Origin of the sequence: Mycobacterium sp. WMMD1722 (genome assembly GCF_049315205.1) — a bacterium.
In the GTDB taxonomy this organism is placed as follows: Bacteria; Actinomycetota; Actinomycetes; order Mycobacteriales; family Mycobacteriaceae; genus Mycobacterium.
On record NZ_CP186056.1, the window covers coordinates 4,922,392 to 4,943,558 of the forward strand.

Here is a 21,167-nt window from a genome sequence, read left to right on the forward strand (position 1 = left end):
GCCGAACCTACTTGCAGACCGCATTCGATGTCGACTGGAGGAATTTCCGTGAGCAGCACCCTCGACCGCGCTGAGATACCCGATCCGCCGGCCAGACGGCGCGATCGAACGCACTGGCTCTACATCGCCGTCATCGTCGCCGTCGTCGCCGGCGTGGCGGTCGGCATCCTCGCCCCCGGGGTGGGCAAGAGCGTCGGCGTGCTCGGCACGATGTTCGTCGATCTGATCAAGATGATGATCGCGCCGGTGATCTTCTGCACGATCGTGCTGGGTATCGGTTCGGTGCGCAAAGCCGCCACGGTGGGCAAAGTCGGTGGTCTGGCCTTCGTCTACTTCCTCGCCATGTCGACCTTCGCACTCGCGATCGGGCTGCTCGTCGGCAACATCCTGCATCCCGGTGCCGGGATGAACCTCTCGCCGAGCGCCACGGGCAAGGGGGCCGAACTGGCCGAAAAGGCCCACGAATCCGGGGGGCTGATGGACTTCGTCCAGGGCATCATCCCCGACACCCTGCTGTCGTCGTTGACCGCGGGCAGCGTGCTGCAGGCGCTGTTCGTGGCGCTGCTGGTCGGCTTCGCGCTGCAGGCGATGGGCCGCACCGGTGAGCCGATCCTGCGCGGCATCGAGCATCTGCAGAAGCTGGTGTTCAAGGTGCTCGTCATGATCCTGTGGCTGGCACCGATCGGCGCGTTCGGGGCCATCGCCAACGTCGTCGGCCAGACCGGCTGGGCCGCCGTGACCCAACTGCTCACGCTGATGCTCGGCTTCTATCTGACCTGCGCGGTGTTCGTCTTCGGCGTCCTGGGGATCCTGCTGCGCGCCGTCGCCGGGGTCTCGATCTTCAAACTGGTGCGCTATCTGGCGCGCGAGTACCTGCTGATCGTGTCGACCTCGTCGTCGGAGTCGGCGCTGCCCCGCCTGATCGCGAAGATGGAGCACCTCGGTGTCGACCGCAGCACCGTCGGTGTGGTGGTGCCGACCGGCTACTCCTTCAACCTCGACGGGACGGCCATCTACCTCACCATGGCGTCGCTGTTCATCGCCGGCGCGCTCGGTGACCCACTGTCGCTGACCGAACAGATCGGTCTGCTGGTGTTCATGATCGTCGCCTCCAAGGGTGCGGCCGGGGTCACCGGCGCCGGCCTGGCCACCTTGGCCGCCGGCCTGCAGAGCCACCGCCCCGATCTGCTCGACGGTGTGGGGTTGATCGTCGGTATCGACCGCTTCATGTCCGAAGCCCGTGCGGTGACCAACTTCTCGGGCAACGCCGTGGCCACCATCCTGGTCGGCTCGTGGACCAGGACGATCGACCGGGAGCGGGTCGACGTGGTGCTGCGCGGCGACGATCCGTTCGATGAACTCACCATGGTCGACGACCACTCGTCGTCGCCCGCGGACCGGCGCGCCGAAGAACCGGCGCAGGAGCGAATCCCTGCGCCGGCATAGGGCGCGCCAGAGAAACGACCCGGCCGCGCGCGGCCGGGTCGTTTCGCGTGTCGGCGCTCAGGCCGAGCAGTTCAAGCTCACCGTGACCGTCGGGGTCACATCCTGGAACGGGTTGAAATCGTCGTTGCTGCCGAAATACACATTCGGCCCCCAGATCGGGGCGGTCCGCCGGTTGCGCACGCTGGTCACGACGCATTCGTTGAGCGGCGCCGAGCCGACCCGGTCCAGCGTGATCGAATACCCCTGGCTGCGGAGCTCGTTGATGACCTGTTGCGCCGACTGGTCGGCCGACGCGACCCCCGCGGGCGCCGCGATCGCAACCCCGACCCCCATCATGGCTCCCAGACCGACCGTGGCGAGCTTGTGCGAAGCGCGCATGGCGACCTCCGTTCTCCTGCAATTGTCCACCTGGTACATCGCTGCGCCAAGCGATTTGCTTCCCGCTTTCGCGCAGTTTCTCGGTGGTCAGAGCAGGTACGGGATCAGCGTTGCGCGCGCTGGTAGGCCGTGACGACCGCGGCGCCGCCCAGCCCGATGTTGTGCTGCAGCGCCGCCGAGACGTCGGCCACCTGACGCTTGTCCGCGGTGCCGCGCAACTGCCAGGTCAGCTCGGCGCACTGCGCCAGCCCGGTGGCTCCCAGGGGGTGACCCTTGGAGATCAGGCCACCCGACGGATTGACCACCCAGCGTCCGCCGTAGGTGGTCTGCTCGTCGTCGATGAGCTTGGGCGCCTCGCCTTCGGCGCACAGGCCCAGCGCCTCGTAGAGCAGCAGCTCGTTGGCCGAGAAGCAGTCGTGCAACTCGATGACCTGGAAGTCCTCCGGCCCCAACCCGGACTGTGCGTAGACCTGCTGGGCGGCCTGGACGTTCATGTCGTACCCGATGAGGTTGCGGGCGCTGCCGTCGAAGGTGCTCTCGAAGTCGGTGGTCATGGCCTGCCCGACGATCTCGACGGCCTGGCCGGCCAGATCGTGGCGGTCGACGAACTCCTCGCTGGCCAGGATGGCCGCCCCCGACCCGTCGGAGGTGGGGGAGCACTGCAGTTTGGTCAGCGGATCGGAGATCATCCGCGCGCCCATGATGTCCTCGAGGGTGTACTCGTCCTGGAACTGGGCGTAGGGGTTGTTCACCGAATGCTTGTGGTTCTTGTAGCCGATCTTCGCGAAGTGCTCGGCGGTGGTGCCGTACTTCTTCATGTGTTCCCGGCCTGCGGCACCGAACATCCACGGCGCGACCGGGAACTGCATCTCCTCGATGTCGTTGAGCGCGAGGATGTGTCGCTTCATCGGGGACTCGCGATCGTCGGCGCCGCCGCCCAGTGAGCCGGGCTGCATCTTCTCGAAGCCCAGTGCGATGGTGCAGTCGGCGAGCCCGCCGCGGATGGTCTGGGCCGCCAGGAACAGTGCCGTCGACCCGGTCGAGCAGTTGTTGTTGACGTTGGCCACCGGGATCCCCGTCATGCCCAGCTCGTAGAGCGCACGGTTGCCCGATGTCGAGTCGCCGGTGCAGTACCCCACGAAGCCCTGCTGCACCTGCGAGTAGTCGATCCCGGCGTCCTGTAGCGCTTTGGTTCCGGACTCGTTGGCCATCTGCGGGTAGTCCCACCCCTCGCGGCGGCCGGGCTTCTCGAACTTGGTCATTCCGACCCCGACGACGAACACCTTCTTCGGCATGTCTGGTTTCCTTCGCATTCGGCGAGAAGTGGTGTAGACCACAATAGAACGTGTTCCAGTTTTGTGGTGAGGAGGGCGGCGTGGCGCTGCGGGTCGTGCAATGGGCAACCGGTGGGGTGGGGATCGCGGCGATCAAGGGGGTGCTCGAACACCCCGACCTCGAACTCGTCGGCTGCTGGGTGCACTCGCCCGACAAGGCCGGCCGCGACGTCGGTGAGTTGGCCGGCGTGGATCCCATCGGGGTGACCGCCACCAATGACGTCGACGCCGTCCTGGCGCTGGACGCCGACGCGGTGATCTACGCCCCGCTGCTGCCGAATCCGGCCGAGGTGTCCGCCCTGCTGCGGTCGGGTAAGAACGTCGTCACCCCCGTCGGATGGTTCTACCCCGGTGAGAAGGAGGCCGCTCCGCTGCGGGAGGCGGCGCTGGCCGGCGGGGCGACGCTGCACGGCACCGGCATCGCCCCGGGCGGCATCAGCGAGAAGTTCCCGCTGCTGCTGTCGGTGATGGCCACCGGTGTCACGTTCGTCCGGGCCGAGGAATTCTCCGACCTGCGCACCTACGATGCGCCCGACGTGGTCCGTCATGTCATGGGCTTCGGCGACACACCGGACAAGGCCCTGAGCGGACCGATGCAGAAGCTGCTCGACGGCGGCTTCATCCAGGCGGTGCGCATGGTCGTCGACGAGATCGGCTTCAATGCCGACCCGCAGATCCGGTCTTCGCAGGAGATCGCCGTGGCGACGGCGCCCATCGATTCGCCGATCGGCGCCATCCAGCCCGGACAGGTCGCCGGGCGGCGCTTCCACTGGGAGGCCGTCGTCGGTGACGAGGTCGTCGTGCGGGTGACCGTCAACTGGCTGATGGGTCAGGAGAACCTCGATCCGCCATGGTCTTTCGGACCCGCGGGTGAACGCTACGAGATGGAGGTCAAGGGCAACCCCGACTTCAATCTGACCGTCAAGGGTTTCCAGCCGGAGAGCGTCGAGGCCGGATTGGAGAGCAACAACGGCGTCGTCGCCACCGCCGCGCACTGTGTGAACTCGGTGCCCGCCGTGTGCGCCGCACCGCCGGGCATCGCGACCTACTTCGACCTCCCGCTGTTCAGCGGCAAGGCCGCCCCCCGGTTGCGGTAGCGCCGGGCCGGGTGCGGCACACTCACGGCCTGTGACGAAGCGAGCGCTGGTGTTGGCCGGCGGTGGTATCGCCGGCATCGCCTGGGAGACCGGCGTCCTGTGGGGTATCGCCGAGACGTCCCCGGCCACCGCCGAGGCCCTGCTCGCCTCCGACGTGATCGTCGGGACGTCGGCGGGCTCCACGGTGGCCGCCCAGCTGGGCAGCGGGCTGGAACTCGCCGCCCTGTTCGCCCGGCAGACCGTCGACGAATCCGCCGAGATCGACCCCGGAATCAGCATCGAGGCGATCTCCGAGCTGTTCATGAGCGCGGTGTCGCAGACCGGCACCACCGCGGAGAAACTCCGGCGCATCGGCCAGATCGCCCTGACCACCCCGACGGTGGACGAACGCGTACGGCGCGACGTGATCGCCGCGCGGCTGCCCGTCCACGACTGGCCGCAGCGCGCTCTGCGGATCACCGCGATCGACACCGCGACCGGCGAACTGGTGATCTTCGACGCCTCCTCGGGCGTCCCCCTGATCGACGCGGTGGCCGCCAGCTGCGCGGTGCCGGGGGTCTGGCCGCCCGTGACGATCGGCTCCCGCCGGTACATGGACGGCGGGGTCGGTAGCACGGTCAACATGGCCGTGGCCGCGGACTGCGATGCCGTGATCGCGTTGGTGCCCTCCGGTCGGACGTCCGAGTCGCCGTTCGGCAGCGGGGCCGCCGCCGAGGTCGACGGATTCCCGGCGCCCACGTTGGGCATCTTCGCCGACGACGAGTCGCTGGCCGCCTACGGACCGAATCCGCTGGACCCCACCTGCCGGGTGCCCTCCGCGGCGGCCGGGCGCGCGCAGGGCCGCCGGGTGGCCGACCGGATCGCCGACTTCCTGGGTTGATCAGGGCTGCGGCAGCTGCGGGGCCGCCTTCTCGAAGTCGTCGAGGGCGTCGGCGGCCAGCCGGCGGCCGACCTCGATGACCTCGGCGGCGCGATGGAAATCCAGGCTGCGGCTCACCGAGCGGGGCACTTCGATCAACAGGTCGGGTGGGTAGGCCGCGAGCGTGTGCCGAGCCAGCGCCGCCTGGGCGATGTCGATGGTGCGGTTCATCACCTCGAAGCTGCCGAGCCTGGGCACCGCCACTTCCCGGCTCGAGTCGATGAGTTGGCCCTCGGCGTCGCCGGCGTCCTCGGAGTCGCCGGAGTCGGCGTCGGGGGCTTCGGCGACAGCATCGGCGCTTGCGGGGTCGTCGGACTCGTCGGACTCGTCAGGGGAGGTGCCGAGCCGGCCGAGCATGGACTGGACCGCGGGGGTGTCCAGCACCGCCCGTGCCGACTTCGTGTCCAGCAGCGCAGAAGTGCTGCGCAGCAACCGATTCAGCCATTCGGCGTTCGAGTTCGCCGCACCGTCGGGCTCGGCACGGCCCCCGGACTCGCTGCCGCCGAGGCTGACCGCCACGGTCACGTCCGCGTTGACCGCCGCGACGGGGGCCATCGGCAGCGGGTCGAGGATGCCGCCGTCGGCCAGCAGTCGACCGTCCAGAACGTGCGGGGTGATCACACCCGGGATGGCGATCGATGCGCGGATCGCGGCGTCGACCGGGCCCCGTTGCAGCCACACCGATTTGCCCGCGATCAGATCCGTGGCCACCGCGGTGTAGGGAATCGGCAGATCTTCGATGCACACCTCGCCGAGGATGTCCCGCACGGCATCGAGGATTTTGCCCGCACGCAACACCCCGGGGGCGGTGATCGACGGGTCGAGGAGGCGCAGCACGGCCCGCTGCGTCAACGATCGGGCCCACTCGGCGTACTCGTCGAGTTTGCCGGCCGCCTGCAGGCCACCGACGAGTGCGCCCATCGACGATCCGGATACACCGACAATCTCGTACCCCCGCTCGCGCAGGACGTCGATGACCCCGATGTGCGCGTACCCGCGGGCGCCACCGCTACCGAGCACCAGGGCCGCCCGCTTGCTCATGGCGTCATTGTGCGACATTTCGCGCAGGCTGAATCGAACTCAGCCGCACAGCTCGGCGGCCGCGGCCTCGACGGCCACGATGACCGCGGACTGCCGGCCGGGGGCGAGCGCCGACCAGGGGCTGCCGAAGGTGCCCGGCCCCGCCGCATCCGTCGACTGCACATCGGCCAGATAGGACTCGACCTTGGCCTGCTGGTCGCCGGGCTTGTCGGTCATCCACACCCTGGCCGCATTGCAGGCCTGGAAGTACTCGTCCTCGGTGGACTCGGCGGGCGCACCGACCGCGGTGGTGACGCCCCCGGGGGACACCTCGACCGCACCCGGCGCCGCCGAACGTGTCTCCTCCTGGGTGACGGTGGTGGTGGCCGACGACGACGGCGTCTGAGCGGCCTCCTCGCCGCCGGACGAGCAACCGGTCAGGGCCAGGCCGGCGGCGAGTGCGACGGTTGCCGAGCGGCCGATGGGGTGCCTGCGCATGCCGCCAATCTATGCAACACTGGCGGCCGTGATGGAGCGGACCGTGGTTGCGGAGTGTTGTCGGGCCTGACGCCCACCCCTGCCGACCCGTCCGTCGTCTCTTCCCGAGGTTTCCATGACGCTCGCCCTGCCCCCCGCCGTGTCCGCCCCCACCCGGTTACGACTGCCCGATCTGCTCTACGAGACCGACCGCAACGCCGACGACGTCCTGAGCGGTCGCTACGACCACCTGCTGCCGCCCGGCGGCGTCCCGCGCGACGACCGCTGGTACACCCGGCTGCGCGGTGACGACGAACTCGACGTGTGGCTGATCAGCTGGGTGCCCCAGAAGTCCACCGAACTCCACGACCACGGCGGCTCCCTGGGTGCACTCACGGTGCTGTCCGGCGCCCTGGCCGAAACCCGCTGGGACGGCGAGGGATTGCGTCGCCGTGTGCTGTCCGCCGGCGATCAGGCCGCCTTCCCGCTGGGATGGGTGCACGATGTCGTGTGGGCACCCGACCCGAGCGTGGTCACCGGACCGACACTGAGCGTGCACGCCTACTCGCCGCCGCTCACGGCGATGTCCTATTACGAGGTGGCAGCGCCGGACCGGTTGCGCCGCAAGCGAACCGAACTCACCGAAACCCCGGAGGGCTGATGAGCAGCCGAATAGACCGAGTGCTCGCCGCGGCCCGCGAGCGGCTGCGGCGCCTGCCCGCCGCCGAGGTGCCGGCCGCGATCGCCGACGGCGCCGTGCTGGTCGACATCCGGCCCGCCGCCCAACGCGCCCGCGAGGGCGACGTGCCCGCGGCGCTGGTCATCGAACGCAACGTGCTCGAGTGGCGCTGCGATCCGACCAGCGACGCCCGGATACCCCAGGCCGTCGACGACGATGTGTTCTGGGTGGTGCTGTGCTCGCAGGGATACACCTCGAGCCTCGCCGCGGCCGCCCTGCAGGAGCTCGGGTTGCACCGCGCCACCGATGTCATCGGCGGCTACCAGGCGCTGGTCGCCGACGGTGTGCTGTCCGAGTTGACCTAACTGTTCTCGTCGGAGTGCATCATCGGCCGCAGCCGTTCGGTCTTCTCCGGCGTCCACCCCGGGGGCTGCAACACCGCCGCCCAGCCGTCGACGACGTTCTTGACGTAGACGTGTCCGTGGCCGTCCGGGACGTCCACCGCGACCGCCATATCCGCGGACACCTGGAGGAAGGTGACCACCGGAATCCACTTCATCCGGGCGGTGCGATCGTAGCCCGGTGGTTCGGCCAGCCAATCGGGCCGGGAGAACAGCAGATCCGGATTCCACCACGCGATCGGGTCGGAGGCGTGCTGCAGATAGACCACTCGCGTCGTCGCCCATGGCTTGTCGGGCCGGTCCAGATCCTTCGGCCGGGCCACGAACCGGACGTTCTCGCCGCTGTCGTAGATCGGCAGCCACTCCGGTGACCCCGGATCGCGATTGTGGGTCAGCTGCGCCCAGATCTCGTTGTTGAACGTCGGTCCGGAGAACAGTGCGCCGTCGGTGCGGGCGACGAGGTTGTTCAACGCCAGGAAGGGTGCCTCGCCGCCGAAGGAGCCCAGACTCTCGCCAAAGACCACCAGCCGCGGCCGGTCGGCCTCGGGACGCTCGCGGACCAACGCGTCGACGGCCTCGAACAGCGCCTGCCCAGCCTGACGGGCGTTCTCCTTGTCGACGAGGAACGACAACCAACTGGGCAGAAACGAGTACTGCATCGACACGATCGCGGTGTCGCCGTTGAACATGTACTCCAGCGCGTCGGCCTCGGCGGCGTTGATCCATCCGGTGCCGGTGGTGGTGGCCACTGCGACGACTGCCCGGTCCAGGCCGCCGGTACGCAACAACTCCTGGGCCGCCAGATCCGCCGTCGCGCGGATGCCGTCGGCCGAATGCAGACCGGCGTAGGCGCGGATCGGTTCGATCGCGGGCGCGCCGTTGAACTGTTCGAGTTCCTCGACCGTCGGTCCGCCCCCGATGAACATCCGGCCCTGGTGGCCCAGGGACTCCCAGCTCTCCAACGAGCCGGGACCGCCCGAGCGCAGCGGTGAGGTGGGCGCCGCGGAGTCGGGATCGGTTTCGTCGTTGACCGCCTCGAACGTGCTGTTGATGGTGCTCATGGCGAAGCGGACCACCACGCCGTTGAGGATCGCGATCGTCAGGGCGAGCAGCAGCACCACCACGACCACCGCCGAAACCCGGGGCGGCGCAACGCGTTCGAGCTGGCGGACCAGGAAGCGGATGAGCCGGCCGACCAGCTGGCCGACCTCCACCAGAGCGAACAGCACCACGATCGACAGCACCGCCGCCAGTGGGTGGTCCCAGAAGCGCATCCGGGAGACTCCCATCAGGTCCCGGATCTCGTCCTGCCAGACGTGGAAGTAGATGATCATCAGGACTTGGCCGACGACGCCGACCACGATCAATGCGAGCCAGGCGAACCGCGGCGCCCGCGGCGTGTGGTCCAGCGAGAACATGTAGCGGAACAGCCACACGCCGAAGACCCCGAGCCCATAGCCGATCGCGCCGGCTCCGCCACTGACCAGGCCCTGGAACAGCGGGCCGCGGGGCAGCAGGGAGGGGGTCATCGACAACCAGACGAAGATCAGCCCGAACGTCGTGCCGAAGAAGGTGTAGTGCCGCAGCCACCACGCCCTGGTGGCGGGTCGCTTCTCGTCCTGTCGCTGCTGGGCCGGCGTCTCGTCGAGCACCTCCGCGGTGTCGCTCACGCCAGCACTTTAACGATGCGTGAAGTTCGCGGGGCGTTTCTCGCCGAACGCCGCCATACCTTCCTTCTGATCGTCGGTGGCGAAGGCCGAGTGGAAGAGCCGGCGCTCGTAGAGCAGCCCTTCGGCCAGGCTCGACTCGAAGGCGCGGTTGACCGCTTCCTTGGCCATCCGGGCGGCGTTGCGTGACATCCCGGCGATGGTGGCGGCGGCTTCGTTCGCCTCGTCGAGCAGACGGTCGGCGGGCACCACGCGTGACACCAGCCCGCTGCGCTCGGCCTCGGCGGCGTCGATCGTGCGGCCGGTCAGGATCAGATCCATCGCCTTGGCCTTGCCGATCGCGCGGGTGAGTCGCTGGGACCCGCCCATCCCCGGCAGCACCCCGAGCTTGATCTCGGGTTGACCGAACTTCGCGGTGTCGGCGGCGATCAGCAGATCACACATCATCGCCAGCTCGCAGCCGCCGCCGAGGGCGTATCCGGCCACCGCGGCGATGGTCGGGGTGCGGGTGGCGGCGAACTTCGCCCACTGCGCGAAGAAGTCGGCGATGAAGACATCGGCGAACGACAGATTCGCCATCTCTTTGATGTCGGCTCCCGCGGCGAACGCCTTCTCGTTGCCGGTGAGGATGATGGCGCCGATGTCCGGGTCGTCGTCGAATTCGGCTGCGGCGGCGGTCACCTCGGCCATCACCGCGCTGTTGAGCGCATTGAGCGCCTTGGGCCGGTTGAGCGTGATGGTGCCGACGCGTCGCTCGCGGGTGACGAGGATGGTCTCGTAGTCGGTCATGGTCACTCCTTGCGCGGAAAGGTCAGATCGGGTTCGGCGGGCTGGAAGTAGGCGTCGACGTCGGCGGGGGTGACCGCCTCGATTGCATGGGGCGACCACGTCGGGTTGCGGTCCTTGTCGACGAGTTGGGCGCGGATGCCCTCGACGAGATCGTGGCTGCGCAGCGATCCGCACGAGGTGCGGTACTCCTGGCGCAGCACGTCTTCGAGGGTGTCGAGTTTCGCCGCCTGACGCAGTGCACGCAGCGTCACCGCCAGCGCGACGGGGGAGCGGGATGCGATGAGGTCGGCGGCGTCCCCGGCCGCAGCTGCGTCGTGGGCGCGCAGGGCCGCGAGGATGTCGGCGACGGTCTCACCGGCATAGCACTGGTCGATCCAGTCCCGGTGCGCGAGCAGCGCGCTCGGCGGCGGCTGCTGGGCGTACGCGGCGATCGCGGTGTCGGGGCCGTCGGCGATGACCGCGGCGATGAAGTCGTCGACTCCGACGTGCGGGACGAAGTGGTCGGCCATGCCGAAGGCGATCGCGTCAGCCGCGTCGAAGGGAGCACCCGTCAGTGCGGCGTGATAGCCGAGCAGGCCCGGAGCGCGCGAGAGCAGATAGGTGCCACCGACATCGGGGATGTAGCCGATGCCGACCTCGGGCATGGCCATCTTCGTGGTGTCGGTGACGACCCGCACGCTGCCGTGGGCGCTGACTCCGACGCCGCCGCCCATCACGATGCCGTCCATCACGGCCACATACGGTTTCGGATACCGCCCGATGTGGGCGTTCACCAGGTACTCGTCATGCCAGAAGTCGCGGGCCTCGACACCGTCGGCCTTGGCGCTGTGATAGATCGCGATGACGTCCCCGCCGGCGCACAGCCCGCGCTCACCCGCGCCGCGCAGCAGCACGGTGTGCACGGCGTCGTCGTCCTCCCAGGCGTCGAGGGCGGCGCCGAGTGCGGTGACCATGCCGTGGGTGAGCGAGTTGATCGCCTTCGGTCGGTTGAGGGTCACGAGGCCGACGCCGTTCTCCACTGTTACTAGGACATCCTCGTTTTCCGGCACGCAATGCAATCTAGATCGTGACCCGCCCGCCATGTGCGACGGGTAAGGTTTCGGGCGATAGGCCTGGGAAGTTCCTGTGAATCGATTTCCGGTTCCGGGAACCTCGTCGGGACGTCACACGTTGACCGTGTGTTCGACGGTATCGGACCATTATTTGAGAGGACCCCACGGTGCGCGAGAGCAGCAACCCGGTATTCCGCTCCCTGCCGAAGTCGCAGGGCGGATACGCGACATTCGGTACCGGCGCCGCAGGCTATGGCGCCCAGCAGGTGCAGGCCGACCCCTACACCCAGCGTCCAGAGCAGACCGGCGTAGCCCGGCCGATGACCATCGACGACGTCGTCACCAAGACCGGCATGACGCTGGCCGTCCTGTCGGCCGTCGCCGTCGTCTCCTACTACCTCGTCAGCCAGAACCTGGCTCTGGCCACGCCGTTCGCGCTGGTCGGCGCGCTGGGTGGGTTGGCGCTCGTGCTGATCGCCACGTTCGGCCGTAAGCAGGACAATCCCGCGATCGTGCTGAGCTACGCCGCGCTGGAGGGCTTGTTCCTCGGCTCGGTGTCCTTCATCATCGCCAACCTGGTGTCGGTCGGCGGCGTGGGCATGATCGCCCAGGCCATCGTCGCGACCATGGGCGTGTTCTTCGGCATGCTCGTCGTCTACAAGACCGGCGCGATCCGCGTGACGCCGAAGTTCACCCGGATGATCGTCGCGGGCCTGTTCGGTGTGCTGGCCCTGATGCTGCTCAACCTGGTCCTCGGCCTGTTCGGTGTCGGTGGTGGCGCCGGTCTGGGCCTGCGCGACGGCGGTGGTCTGGCGATCGTCTTCTCGCTGGTCTGCATCGCGCTCGCGGCGTTCAGCTTCCTGATCGACTTCGACGCCGCCGACCAGATGGTGCGCGCCGGTGCGCCGGAGAAGGCCGCCTGGGGCGTCGCACTCGGCCTGACCGTCACGCTGGTCTGGCTCTACATCGAGATCCTGCGGCTGCTGAGTTACTTCCAGAACGACTAGCAGCCTCCGCGAGGGAAGCCCGGCACCAGTGGTGCCGGGCTTTCTGTTTGTCTGCCCTGCGTTGACTTTGTCCACAGATCGCGTTTCCTGCACAGATCGCGATCTGAGGGCAATCTCAACGGGCGATCCCGTCGGTGCGCCCAGCGAGCCTGCGGTCATGCTCGACAAACCCTTCATCGGCACTGAGGCGCTGGCGGCCGGCCTCGTCAAGAAGCACCAATTGCGCTCGCGCTTCGTGGCGCTCCATCCCAACGTCTACGTGCACCCCGACGTCGTGCTCACCCACCGCGCCCGGGCGAGGGCCGCATGGCTCTGGTCGCAGCGCCGCGGTGTCGTTGCGGGCGTCACCGCGTCGGCGCTGTACGGCGCGAAGTGGGTCGACCCGTCCGAACCAGTCGAGCTGATCTTCTCCTGCGGTCGTCCTCCGGCCGGCCTGCGCACGTCTGCGATGACGCTTTACGACACCGAACGCATTCTCATCGGGGGACTTCCTGTCACCACGATCGAGCGCACGGCGTTCGACCTCGGCAGGCGCGGCGGGCTCGACAACGCGGTGGCCCGCCTGGACGCCCTCGCGAGGGCGACGGGTTTCGAGGTGTCCGGCGTCCGACAGATCGCCGAGCGGCACCCGCACACCCGCGGTCTCCGGCACCTCGACCAGGCGCTCGACCTGATGGACTCCGGAGCCGAATCTCCGCGCGAGACGTGGCTGCGCATGTTCCTCATGCGCGCCGGATATCCGCGTCCGCGCACCCAGATACCGGTGCTCAGCCCCGATGGCCGCCGGACGTACTACCTCGACATGGGGTGGGACGACGTGATGGTCGCAGTCGAGTACGACGGTGACCACCACCGCACGACGAAGGAGCTGTTCGCCTACGAGATCCAGCGACTGGAGGACATCACCGCGGCCGGCTGGCTCGTGGTCCGCGTCGCCGCACGCTGCCGGGATTCCGACATACTGGCCCGAATGGAACGGGCGTGGCGACTACGCATGCACTGACTCTGCACACAGATCGCGAAATCGCGCCAGCGAGCGATCTGTATGCAAAGTCGACGCAAACTAGCTGAGCCGCTCGATCACCATCGCCATGCCCTGGCCGCCGCCGACGCACATGGTCTCGAGACCGAACTGCTTGTCGTGGGTCTGCAGGTTGTTCAGCAGCGTGGCGGTGATCCGCGCGCCGGTCATACCGAACGGATGCCCCAGGGCGATCGCTCCGCCGGACACGTTGAGCTTGTCCTCGTCCATCCCGAGCTCGCGTGCCGAACCCAGCACCTGGACCGCGAACGCCTCGTTGATCTCGTAGAGGTCGATGTCGCCGATGCCCATCCCGGCGTTGGCCAGCGCCTTGCGCGACGCCTCGATCGGGCCCAGACCCATGATCTCCGGCGACAGCCCGGACACCCCGGTGGCGACGATGCGCGCCAACGGCGTCAACCCCAGCTCCTTGGCCTTGGTGTCGCTCATGATGACCACCGCCGCGGCACCGTCGTTGAGCGGGCAGGCGTTACCGGCGGTCACCGTGCCGTTCGGCCGGAACACCGGCTTGAGCTGGCTGATCTTCTCGTAGGTGGTGCCGGCGCGCGGGCCGTCGTCCTTGCTCACCACGGTGCCGTCGGGCAGCGTCACCGGCGAGATCTCCCGCTCGAAGAAGCCGCTGTTGATGGCCTCCTCGGCACGGTTCTGCGAGCGCACGCCCCAGTGGTCCTGGTCCTCGCGGCTGATCCCGGTGTGCAGCGCGACGTTCTCGGCGGTCTGGCCCATCGCGATGTAGACATCGGGCAGGACGCCGTCCTCACGAGGGTCGTGCCATTCGTCACCGCCGGCCGCGGCCTGATTGGAGCGCTCCATCGCCTCGTCGAACTTGGGGTTCTTGGTGTCCGGCCAGCCGTCGGCGCTGCCCTTGGCGAACTGCGACACCGTCTCGACGCCCGCCGAGATGAAGGCGTGGCCCTCGCCGGCCTTGATCGCGTGGAACGCCATCCGCGAGGTCTGCAGCGACGACGAGCAGTAGCGGTTGACCGTCGCGCCGGGCAGGAAGTCGTAGCCCAGCTGCACCGCGACGGTGCGGGCGATGTTGAAACCGGCTTCACCGGCGGGCTGACCGCAGCCCATGATCAGATCGTCGATGTCGTGCGGATCCAGCGAGGGCACCTTGTCCAGCGCGGCGCGCACCATCTGGGCGGCCAGGTCGTCGGGCCGGATGCCGACCAGGGATCCCTTGTTGGCGCGGCCGATCGGCGAACGCGCGGTCGAGACGATGACGGCTTCGGGCATGACGGCTCCTCGTTCCAATGCGACGTCCGGTACGACCAGAAAAACCTAGCCTGCGGACGCGACGACCGGTGCGGGCACCCCGGTGGTACGCCGCCACAGCCGGGTGATGCCGCCGACTTTGGCCAACAGGGTGCTGACGTCGGCCGCCCGGGTCCGCAGCGCGCGGTCGGGCGGTCCGTCGGCGTGACATTCGCCCAGCGCCTCGCACAGCGCGGGCAGCAACTGGCTGGCCGCCAAGGCGTATCCGGCCGCCGACGGGTGGAACATGTCGTCGGAGAACAGCAGCTCGGGTGCCTTGTAGAACTCCGGCGCCAGCAGATCGGAGAACGGCACCGGAACCCCGCCCTCGGCCCGCACCGCCGCCGCCTGCGCCCGGGCGAGCCGCAGCCCACGGCTGCGCGTCACCCAGCGCAGCGGCTGCGGAATCGCGGTGATCACCCCGAAGTCCGGACAGGTCCCGACGACCACCACCGCACCCGCGGTCCGCAGCCGTCGCACCCCGGCGCCGAGCCGCTTGGCCGACGGCCCGATGCCGTTGGGTCTGGTGATGTCGTTGGCGCCGATCATGATCAGCGCGGCGTCCGGCGGCGGACCGGCGACGAACATCGCGTCGATCTGCCCGGACAGCCCCTTGGAGGTGGCGCCGACGATGGCCTTGGTGCTCAGCCGGATCCGCTTGCCCGACTGCTCGGCCAGTCCGCGGGCGATCAGCACCCCGGGGACCTCCTCGGCGTCGCGACAGCCGTATCCGGTCGCGGTGGAGTCACCGAAGACCATCAGGTGCAGATCGAACGGATCGCCGCGCTGCCAGCGCCGCACCGGGCCGCCACCGGGGGCGTAGACACCGTCGGCCCGCGGGGGCACATCCCAGGCCTTGGGGATCACCTGGCGGGCCTGATCGGCTTGCCCGGTCAGCAGGTTGCGTGCCCCGACGTACGCGGAGCCGGTCGACGCGACGGTGGCCGCCGCCGCCAGGGCGATGGTGGTCCGGCGAGGAGCGCGAATGCCCACGCCGCCAGTTTAGGTGCCCGATCGGGCCCTAACCGTGTCGTAACCCCGCGACAGCGATCACAGTGCGGTATCAAGTGCGCTGTCGAAATTGTTTAGACCATTGTGATACCGGTTACATGTGCGAAGCTGAGTTACGGAGACTGGCTGAGTAGCTGAGCACCCGGCACTACAACGGCGTAGAAGGTGATGGCGATGACTGCACCGAGCAAGGTACCCACCTCTGGCCATGCCGCCCTGCGGGCGACGCGGGCCAAGGCGCGGCGGTTTCCGGTCAGCGACGGTGCCCCGGTCGAGGTCATCGAGGACGGTCCGAGCGTCGCGGCTCGCGTGATGGCGTTGGCCGCCACCCTGACCATCAAACCCACGCTGGCCATCGGCAGCCTGGCGCCCCGGATGCCGTGGCCCTGGGGTGCCGTCGACTTCGTCTGCCGCGTGATGCGGCCGGTGCCCGGCACCATCAGAGCCACCATCTCGCTGCCCAACTGCACCGCCCAGCTGGTGCGCGCCCCCGGGGTACTGCCGGCCGACGGCAAGCGCAGCGTCATCCTCTACGCGCACGGCGGGGCGTTCCTGACCTGCGGCGCCAACTCGCACGGCCGGCTGATCACCGCGCTGTCCCGGTTCTCCGACTGTCCGGTCCTGGTGGTCAACTACCGGATGATCCCCAAGGCGTCGGTCGGGCAGGCGCTCGACGACTGCTACGAGGGCTACCAGTGGCTGCGCGAGCAGGGTTACGAACCCGACCAGATCGTGCTGGCCGGCGACTCGGCCGGCGGGTACCTCTCGCTGGCGCTGGCCGAACGGCTGCACGACGAACCGGCCGGCGAGACACCCGCCGCCGTGGTCACCATGTCGCCCCTGTTCGAGCTCGACAACGAGGCCCGCGCCAACCACCCGAACGTCCGCAGCGACGCAATGTTCCCGGCCCGCGCGTTCCACGCCCTCGTCGAGCTGATCGAGGAGGCCGGTAAGCACAACATGGTCGACGGCCGCCCGGAGCCGATCTACGAGCCCCTCGACCACATCGAGCCGGGTCTGCCCCGCACCCTGATCCACGTGTCCGGCTCCGAGGTGCTGATCAGCGACGCCCGCAAGGCTGCGCGGCTGCTGGCCGCCGCCGGGGTGCCCGTCGAGGTGCGGGTGTGGCCCGGTCAGATGCATGTGTTCCAGCTCGGTGCGCCGGTGGTGTCAGAGGCTCAGCGGTCGCTCAAGCAGATCGGCGAGTACATCCGAGAGGCGACGTGGTGAGGCAGCGCCGCGCCTGACACGATGGAGTCATGCGTATCGCCCGGCACATCAGTGAGCTCATCGGCAACACCCCTCTGGTCGCGCTGAACTCCGTTGTCCCGGAGGGCGCCGGAACCGTCGCGGCCAAGATCGAATATCTCAACCCCGGCGGCAGCGCCAAGGATCGCATCGCTATCAAGATGATCGACGCAGCCGAGGCCAGTGGCGAACTCCGGCCGGGCGGCACGATCATCGAACCGACGTCGGGTAACACCGGGGTCGGTCTGGCCCTGGTGGCCCAGCAGCGCGGATACAAGTGCATCTTCGTCTGCCCGGACAAGGTCAGCGAGGACAAGCGAAACGTGTTGCGCGCCTACGGCGCCGAGGTTGTGGTGTGCCCGACGGCGGTCGCGCCGGACGATCCGGACAGCTACTACAGCGTGTCCAACCGGCTGGTCACCGAGATCGAGGGCGCCTGGAAACCCGATCAGTACTCCAACCCGATGGGTCCCGAATCGCACTACGAGACGACCGGTCCGGAGATCTGGGCCGACACCGAGGGCAAGGTGACGCATTTCGTCGCGGGTGTCGGCACCGGCGGCACGATCACCGGAGCCGGGCGCTACCTCAAGGAGGTGTCGGGCGGAAAGGTCCGCATCATCGGCGCCGATCCGGAGGGGTCGGTCTACTCCGGTGGCACCGGCCGGCCCTATCTTGTCGAGGGCGTGGGCGAGGACTTCTGGCCGTCGGCCTACGACCCGTCGGTACCCGACGAGATCATCGCCGTCTCCGACGCCGATTCGTTCGACATGACGCGTCGGCTGGCGCGGGAAGAGGCGCTGCTGGTCGGCGGTTCGTGTGGCATGGCCGTGGTGGCGGCGGTCGAGGTCGCGCGCAAGGCCGGACCCGATTCGCTGGTGGTGGTGTTGCTGCCCGACGGCGGCCGCGGTTACCTGTCGAAGATCTTCAACGACGACTGGATGTCCTCCTACGGCTTCCTGCGCAGCCGCCTCGACGGGTCGATCGAACAGTCTACGGTCGGAGATGTGTTGCGCCGCAAATCCGGTGCGTTGCCGGACCTGGTGCACACCCATCCGTCCGAGACGGTGCGCGACGCGATCGGCATCCTGCGCGAGTACGGCGTCTCGCAGATGCCGGTCGTCGGCGCCGAACCACCGGTGATGGCCGGTGAGGTGGCCGGCAGCGTGTCCGAGCGGGAGCTGCTGTCGGCGGTGTTCGAGGGCCGCGCCAAGCTCGCCGACGCCGTCGCCGAGCACATGAGCCCGCCGATGCCGCTGATCGGCGCCGGGGAGCTGGTCAGCACCGCGGCCAAGACGTTGCGGGAGTGCGATGCGCTGATGGTGGTCGAGGAGGGCAAGCCGGTCGGCGTGCTCACCCGCCATGACCTCCTGGGCTTCCTGTCGGACGGACGAACCCGGCGTTAGCGCGATCGGACGGGCCGATTGCGGCGCGGCGAAGTTCGTGTCGGAAAGCCCGGACACCGCCAGCTGCTCCGGTAGGTTTAGCTCGCTCGTTTCCGCTGACACCACTGGAAGGCGTCCATGACCGAACAACCGCCAGGCAACTACCCTCCGCCGCCGCCCGGCGGATATCCGCCGCCCCCACCACCGCAGGGTGGCGGCTACCCCGGACCGGGGTTCGGTGGGCCCGGCTTCCCGCAGGGCGCGCCGCCCAACAACAACCTGGTGTGGGCGATCCTGTCGACCGTGCTGTGCTGTCTGCCGCTGGGCATCGTGGCGATCGTGAAGTCCACCCAGGTCTCCGGTCTGTGGGCCCAGGGCCGCTACGACGACGCCAACAAGGCCGCCGCGGACGCCAAGAAGTACGCCATCTGGGGCGCCGTCGCCGGGGTGATCGTGGCCGTCATCTACATCATCATCGCGATTGCCGGCGGTATGGCCAGCATGGACATGTCCTCCTGATCGAATCCCCGGTTCCGTCGTGACCACCCGGGAAACGCCCGTGCACCTTCGCCTCGGCGCGCCACTGGCAGTGGCCGCCCTGGCGGGGTGCGCGTGCGCGGCGGTGTGGTTCGGCGACCCGACCACCCCCGGCGGGGTGCTGCCCGTCTGCCCGACCAAGGCTCTACTCGGAATCGACTGTCCCGGTTGCGGTTCCCTTCGTGCCATCTATTCGCTGCTGCATCTCGACGTTGCTGGTGCGCTGCGCTACAACGCCGTCGGGGTGGTCGCGTTGGCGCTTCTGGCGTGGGCCTACGGGGCCTGGACATACGGCCGGATACGTGGCCGACGCATCGGCAGTTGGCAACACCACCGGTGGGCGGCCGCCGCGACGTTGGCCGTCGTGTCGATCTGGTTCGTCGTGCGAAATCTGCCCTTCGAGCCGTTCCGGTCGTTATACATCTAACAGCGCAGTCTCGAGACGAGGAGCCCGCGATGACCGATCAGCCGCAGCCCGGTAGTTATCAGCCGCCTCCTCAGGGCGGATACGCCCAGGGCGGTTATCCGCCGCCGCCTCCCGGTGGCTATCCGCCACCGCCGCAGCAGCAGTATCCGCAGGGCGGATATCCCGGTGGCACACCGCACCCCGGCGGTCATCCCGGATATCCGCCGCCGGTACAGGCGCTGCCGCAGGACGCCTACACGTCGTGGTTCACCCGCGTGCTCGCGGCGATCGTCGACGCCGCCATCCCCTTCGTGCTGATGGGGATCGGCTACGGCGTCGCCATCGGCACCGGTGACTCGGTCTGCGTCGACAGCGAGACCGGCATCGGCGGTTCCTGCTCCAGTTCATTCTCCGGGTTCGGCGTCCTGGTGGTCACCCTGACATGGCTGGCGTCGGTGGCCTTCTGGCTGTGGAACCAGGGTTACCGGCAGGGCCGGACCGGACAGAGCATCGGAAAGTCCGTGATGAAGTTCCAGGTGCTCAGCGAGAAGAGCTGGCTGCCCATCGGTTTCGGCCTGTCGGTGGTGCGGCAGATCGCCCACTTCGTCGACCAGGTGATCTGCTACATCGGCTATCTGTTCCCGTTGTGGGACGCCAAGCGTCAGACGCTTGCCGACAAGATCATGAACACCGTCTGCGTGCCGATCGACTCACCGTACGTGCCCGCGCAGCCGCCGAAGCCCTACTCCTAGCCGGCGCGGGTCACCCGGCGACAAGGGGACCGACGGAGGGGACCCCTCACCGGAAGGCGCTGACGCCGGTCAGCGCCTCCCCGATCACCATCTGGTGCACCTCCGAGGTGCCCTCGTAGGTCAGCACCGACTCGAGGTTGTTCGCGTGCCGCAGCACCGGATACTCGAGGGTGATGCCGTTGGCGCCCAGCAGGGTTCGGCACTGACGGGCGATCTTCAGCGCCTCGCGCACATTGTTGAGCTTGCCGAAGCTGACCTGATCGGGGCGGATGTGGCCGTCGTCCTTGAGCCGGCCCAGGTGCAGCGCCAGCAGCTGCGCTTTGCCCAGTTCGACGGCCATATCGGCGAGTTTGGCCTGGGTGAGCTGATAGGCGGCGAGCGGCTTGTCGAACACCTCGCGGCTGCCGACGTAGTCGATGGTCGACTCCAGACAGTCCCGGGCGGCTCCGACGCTGCCGAACACGATTCCGAAGCGGGCCTCCGACAGGCAGGCCAGCGGACCGGACAGGCCGCGCGCCTGCGGGAGCTGCGCTTCGGCGGGCAGCCGGACGTCCTCGAGCACCAACTCCGAGGTGTTCGACGCCCGCAGCGACAGCTTGTGCTTCATCTCCCGGCCGGTGAACCCCTCGGTCTCGGCGGGGACGACGAAGCCGAGGATGCCCTCCTCGGCCCGCGCCCACACCACGGCCACGTCGGCCACCGAGCCGTTGGTGATCCACATCTTGGCACCGTTGAGGATCCAGTCGGAGCCGTCGCGGCGGGCGGTGGTGCGCATACCGGCCGGGTTGGAGCCGAAGTCCGGTTCGGTGAGCCCGAAGCAGCCGATGACATCACCGGTGGCCATCGCGGGGAGCCACTGCTTGCGCTGCTCCTCGCTGCCGTGATGGTGGATCGCGAACATGGCCAGTGAACCCTGCACCGAAACCATGCTGCGCAGCCCGCTGTCGACCGCTTCGAGCTCCTGGCAGACGAGCCCGTAGGACGTCGCCGAGGACCCGCCGCAGCCGTATCCCTCCAGATGCATCCCGAGCAGGCCCAGCTTGCCGAATTCGGTGGCCAGTTCGCGCACCGGCACCTGTCCGGCTTCGAACCACTCGGCCACGTGCGGCCGCAGCCGCTGCTCGCCGAAGCGGCGTACGGTCTCGCGCAGCTCGCGGTCTTCGGGCGCCAGCATGGTGTCGGTGTCCAGCAGGTCGTCGATACGCCTGGTCGCGGTTCTGGTCATGGATCCATGTCTACACCCGGCTTCGCTAGGCTCGACGG

The 21,167-nt window shown here is 68.7% G+C and carries 22 protein-coding genes; 12 read left to right on the top strand and 10 right to left on the bottom strand.

Annotated elements, in window-relative coordinates:
• Positions 1–48: 48 nt before the first annotated feature.
• Positions 49–1,446: a cation:dicarboxylate symporter family transporter gene (locus ACN27E_RS23815; RefSeq protein WP_422745251.1), complete on the top strand. Its 1,398-nt coding sequence runs from the start codon at positions 49–51 to the stop codon at positions 1,444–1,446.
• A gap of 57 nt (positions 1,447–1,503) precedes the next feature.
• Here the strand turns inward: ACN27E_RS23815 and ACN27E_RS23820 are convergent, their stop codons facing one another.
• Together ACN27E_RS23820 and ACN27E_RS23825 are read right to left on the bottom strand one after the other, a co-directional pair.
• The gene (locus ACN27E_RS23820; RefSeq protein WP_422745252.1) at positions 1,504–1,824 is read right to left on the bottom strand and encodes a hypothetical protein; all 321 of its coding nucleotides are present in this window, start codon (positions 1,822–1,824) and stop codon (positions 1,504–1,506) included.
• 104 nt (positions 1,825–1,928) lie between these two features.
• Complete coding sequence (locus tag ACN27E_RS23825) at positions 1,929–3,119, bottom strand: lipid-transfer protein (RefSeq protein WP_422745254.1); 1,191 nt, start codon at positions 3,117–3,119, stop codon at positions 1,929–1,931.
• An 80-nt stretch (positions 3,120–3,199) separates the two neighbouring features.
• Between ACN27E_RS23825 and ACN27E_RS23830 the strand changes: the two genes are divergently transcribed.
• Entirely contained in the window at positions 3,200–4,255 is a 1,056-nt protein-coding gene (locus ACN27E_RS23830) for a dihydrodipicolinate reductase (RefSeq protein ID WP_422745256.1), read from the top strand.
• Positions 4,256–4,286: 31 nt separating this feature from the next.
• Positions 4,287–5,135 (top strand): patatin-like phospholipase family protein, encoded by an 849-nt coding sequence (locus ACN27E_RS23835; RefSeq protein ID WP_422745258.1) that lies wholly within the window; start codon positions 4,287–4,289, stop codon positions 5,133–5,135.
• Here ACN27E_RS23835 and ACN27E_RS23840 read toward each other — a convergent pair whose 3' ends face one another.
• Positions 5,136–6,215, bottom strand: a complete 1,080-nt coding sequence (locus ACN27E_RS23840) for a patatin-like phospholipase family protein (protein ID WP_422745259.1) — start codon at positions 6,213–6,215, stop codon at positions 5,136–5,138.
• 39 nt (positions 6,216–6,254) lie between these two features.
• Positions 6,255–6,692 carry a lipoprotein LpqV gene (gene lpqV / locus ACN27E_RS23845; RefSeq protein WP_422745261.1) on the bottom strand — a complete coding sequence of 146 codons (438 nt, stop codon included), beginning with the start codon at positions 6,690–6,692 and terminating at the stop codon, positions 6,255–6,257.
• 115 nt (positions 6,693–6,807) lie between these two features.
• Between lpqV and ACN27E_RS23850 the strand changes: the two genes are divergently transcribed.
• Positions 6,808–7,332, top strand: coding sequence for a cysteine dioxygenase (locus ACN27E_RS23850; RefSeq protein WP_422745263.1), 525 nt, complete (start codon positions 6,808–6,810; stop codon positions 7,330–7,332).
• On the top strand, positions 7,332–7,715 hold the full coding sequence (locus ACN27E_RS23855) for a rhodanese-like domain-containing protein (RefSeq protein ID WP_422745265.1): 384 nt from the start codon (positions 7,332–7,334) through the stop codon (positions 7,713–7,715). The genes ACN27E_RS23850 and ACN27E_RS23855 overlap by 1 nt, the downstream gene beginning before the upstream one ends.
• Here the strand turns inward: ACN27E_RS23855 and ACN27E_RS23860 are convergent.
• The 3 genes from ACN27E_RS23860 to ACN27E_RS23870 are packed head-to-tail and all read right to left on the bottom strand — an operon-like array spanning position 7,712 to position 11,256.
• Positions 7,712–9,421: an alpha/beta hydrolase gene (locus ACN27E_RS23860; protein WP_422745267.1), complete on the bottom strand. Its 1,710-nt coding sequence runs from the start codon at positions 9,419–9,421 to the stop codon at positions 7,712–7,714. The genes ACN27E_RS23855 and ACN27E_RS23860 overlap by 4 nt on opposite strands.
• 9 nt (positions 9,422–9,430) lie before the next feature.
• Complete coding sequence (locus ACN27E_RS23865) at positions 9,431–10,207, bottom strand: enoyl-CoA hydratase (protein ID WP_422745269.1); 777 nt, start codon at positions 10,205–10,207, stop codon at positions 9,431–9,433.
• 2 nt (positions 10,208–10,209) lie between these two features.
• Complete coding sequence (locus ACN27E_RS23870; protein ID WP_422745270.1) at positions 10,210–11,256, bottom strand: enoyl-CoA hydratase/isomerase family protein; 1,047 nt, start codon at positions 11,254–11,256, stop codon at positions 10,210–10,212.
• 170 nt (positions 11,257–11,426) lie between these two features.
• On the opposite strand from ACN27E_RS23870, the gene ACN27E_RS23875 reads away from it, so the two are divergent.
• Positions 11,427–12,266, top strand: a complete 840-nt coding sequence (locus ACN27E_RS23875) for a Bax inhibitor-1/YccA family protein (RefSeq protein ID WP_422745271.1) — start codon at positions 11,427–11,429, stop codon at positions 12,264–12,266.
• Positions 12,267–12,423: 157 nt separating this feature from the next.
• Positions 12,424–13,269, top strand: coding sequence for a hypothetical protein (locus tag ACN27E_RS23880; RefSeq protein WP_422745273.1), 846 nt, complete (start codon positions 12,424–12,426; stop codon positions 13,267–13,269).
• 60 nt (positions 13,270–13,329) lie between these two features.
• Here ACN27E_RS23880 and ACN27E_RS23885 read toward each other — a convergent pair whose 3' ends face one another.
• Together ACN27E_RS23885 and ACN27E_RS23890 are read right to left on the bottom strand one after the other, a co-directional pair.
• The gene (locus tag ACN27E_RS23885; RefSeq protein ID WP_422745275.1) at positions 13,330–14,547 is read right to left on the bottom strand and encodes an acetyl-CoA C-acetyltransferase; all 1,218 of its coding nucleotides are present in this window, start codon (positions 14,545–14,547) and stop codon (positions 13,330–13,332) included.
• A 45-nt stretch (positions 14,548–14,592) separates the two neighbouring features.
• Positions 14,593–15,558 (bottom strand): SGNH/GDSL hydrolase family protein, encoded by a 966-nt coding sequence (locus ACN27E_RS23890; protein ID WP_422745277.1) that lies wholly within the window; start codon positions 15,556–15,558, stop codon positions 14,593–14,595.
• Positions 15,559–15,750: 192 nt separating this feature from the next.
• Between ACN27E_RS23890 and ACN27E_RS23895 the strand changes: the two genes are divergently transcribed.
• The 5 genes from ACN27E_RS23895 to ACN27E_RS23915 all read left to right on the top strand — a co-directional run bounded on the left by ACN27E_RS23895 (position 15,751) and on the right by ACN27E_RS23915 (position 19,904).
• Complete coding sequence (locus ACN27E_RS23895; protein WP_422745279.1) at positions 15,751–16,806, top strand: alpha/beta hydrolase fold domain-containing protein; 1,056 nt, start codon at positions 15,751–15,753, stop codon at positions 16,804–16,806.
• Between the two features lie 29 nt (positions 16,807–16,835).
• The gene (locus ACN27E_RS23900; RefSeq protein WP_422745281.1) at positions 16,836–18,230 is read left to right on the top strand and encodes a cystathionine beta-synthase; all 1,395 of its coding nucleotides are present in this window, start codon (positions 16,836–16,838) and stop codon (positions 18,228–18,230) included.
• 117 nt (positions 18,231–18,347) lie between these two features.
• The gene (locus ACN27E_RS23905) at positions 18,348–18,728 is read left to right on the top strand and encodes a CD225/dispanin family protein (protein ID WP_422745283.1); all 381 of its coding nucleotides are present in this window, start codon (positions 18,348–18,350) and stop codon (positions 18,726–18,728) included.
• Positions 18,729–18,747: 19 nt separating this feature from the next.
• Positions 18,748–19,173 carry a DUF2752 domain-containing protein gene (locus ACN27E_RS23910; RefSeq protein WP_422745284.1) on the top strand — a complete coding sequence of 142 codons (426 nt, stop codon included), beginning with the start codon at positions 18,748–18,750 and terminating at the stop codon, positions 19,171–19,173.
• Positions 19,174–19,202: 29 nt separating this feature from the next.
• Positions 19,203–19,904: an RDD family protein gene (locus tag ACN27E_RS23915; protein WP_422745285.1), complete on the top strand. Its 702-nt coding sequence runs from the start codon at positions 19,203–19,205 to the stop codon at positions 19,902–19,904.
• A gap of 46 nt (positions 19,905–19,950) precedes the next feature.
• Here the strand turns inward: ACN27E_RS23915 and ACN27E_RS23920 are convergent, their stop codons facing one another.
• Positions 19,951–21,129, bottom strand: a complete 1,179-nt coding sequence (locus ACN27E_RS23920; protein WP_422745286.1) for an acyl-CoA dehydrogenase family protein — start codon at positions 21,127–21,129, stop codon at positions 19,951–19,953.
• Between the last annotated feature and the right edge of the window lie 38 nt (positions 21,130–21,167).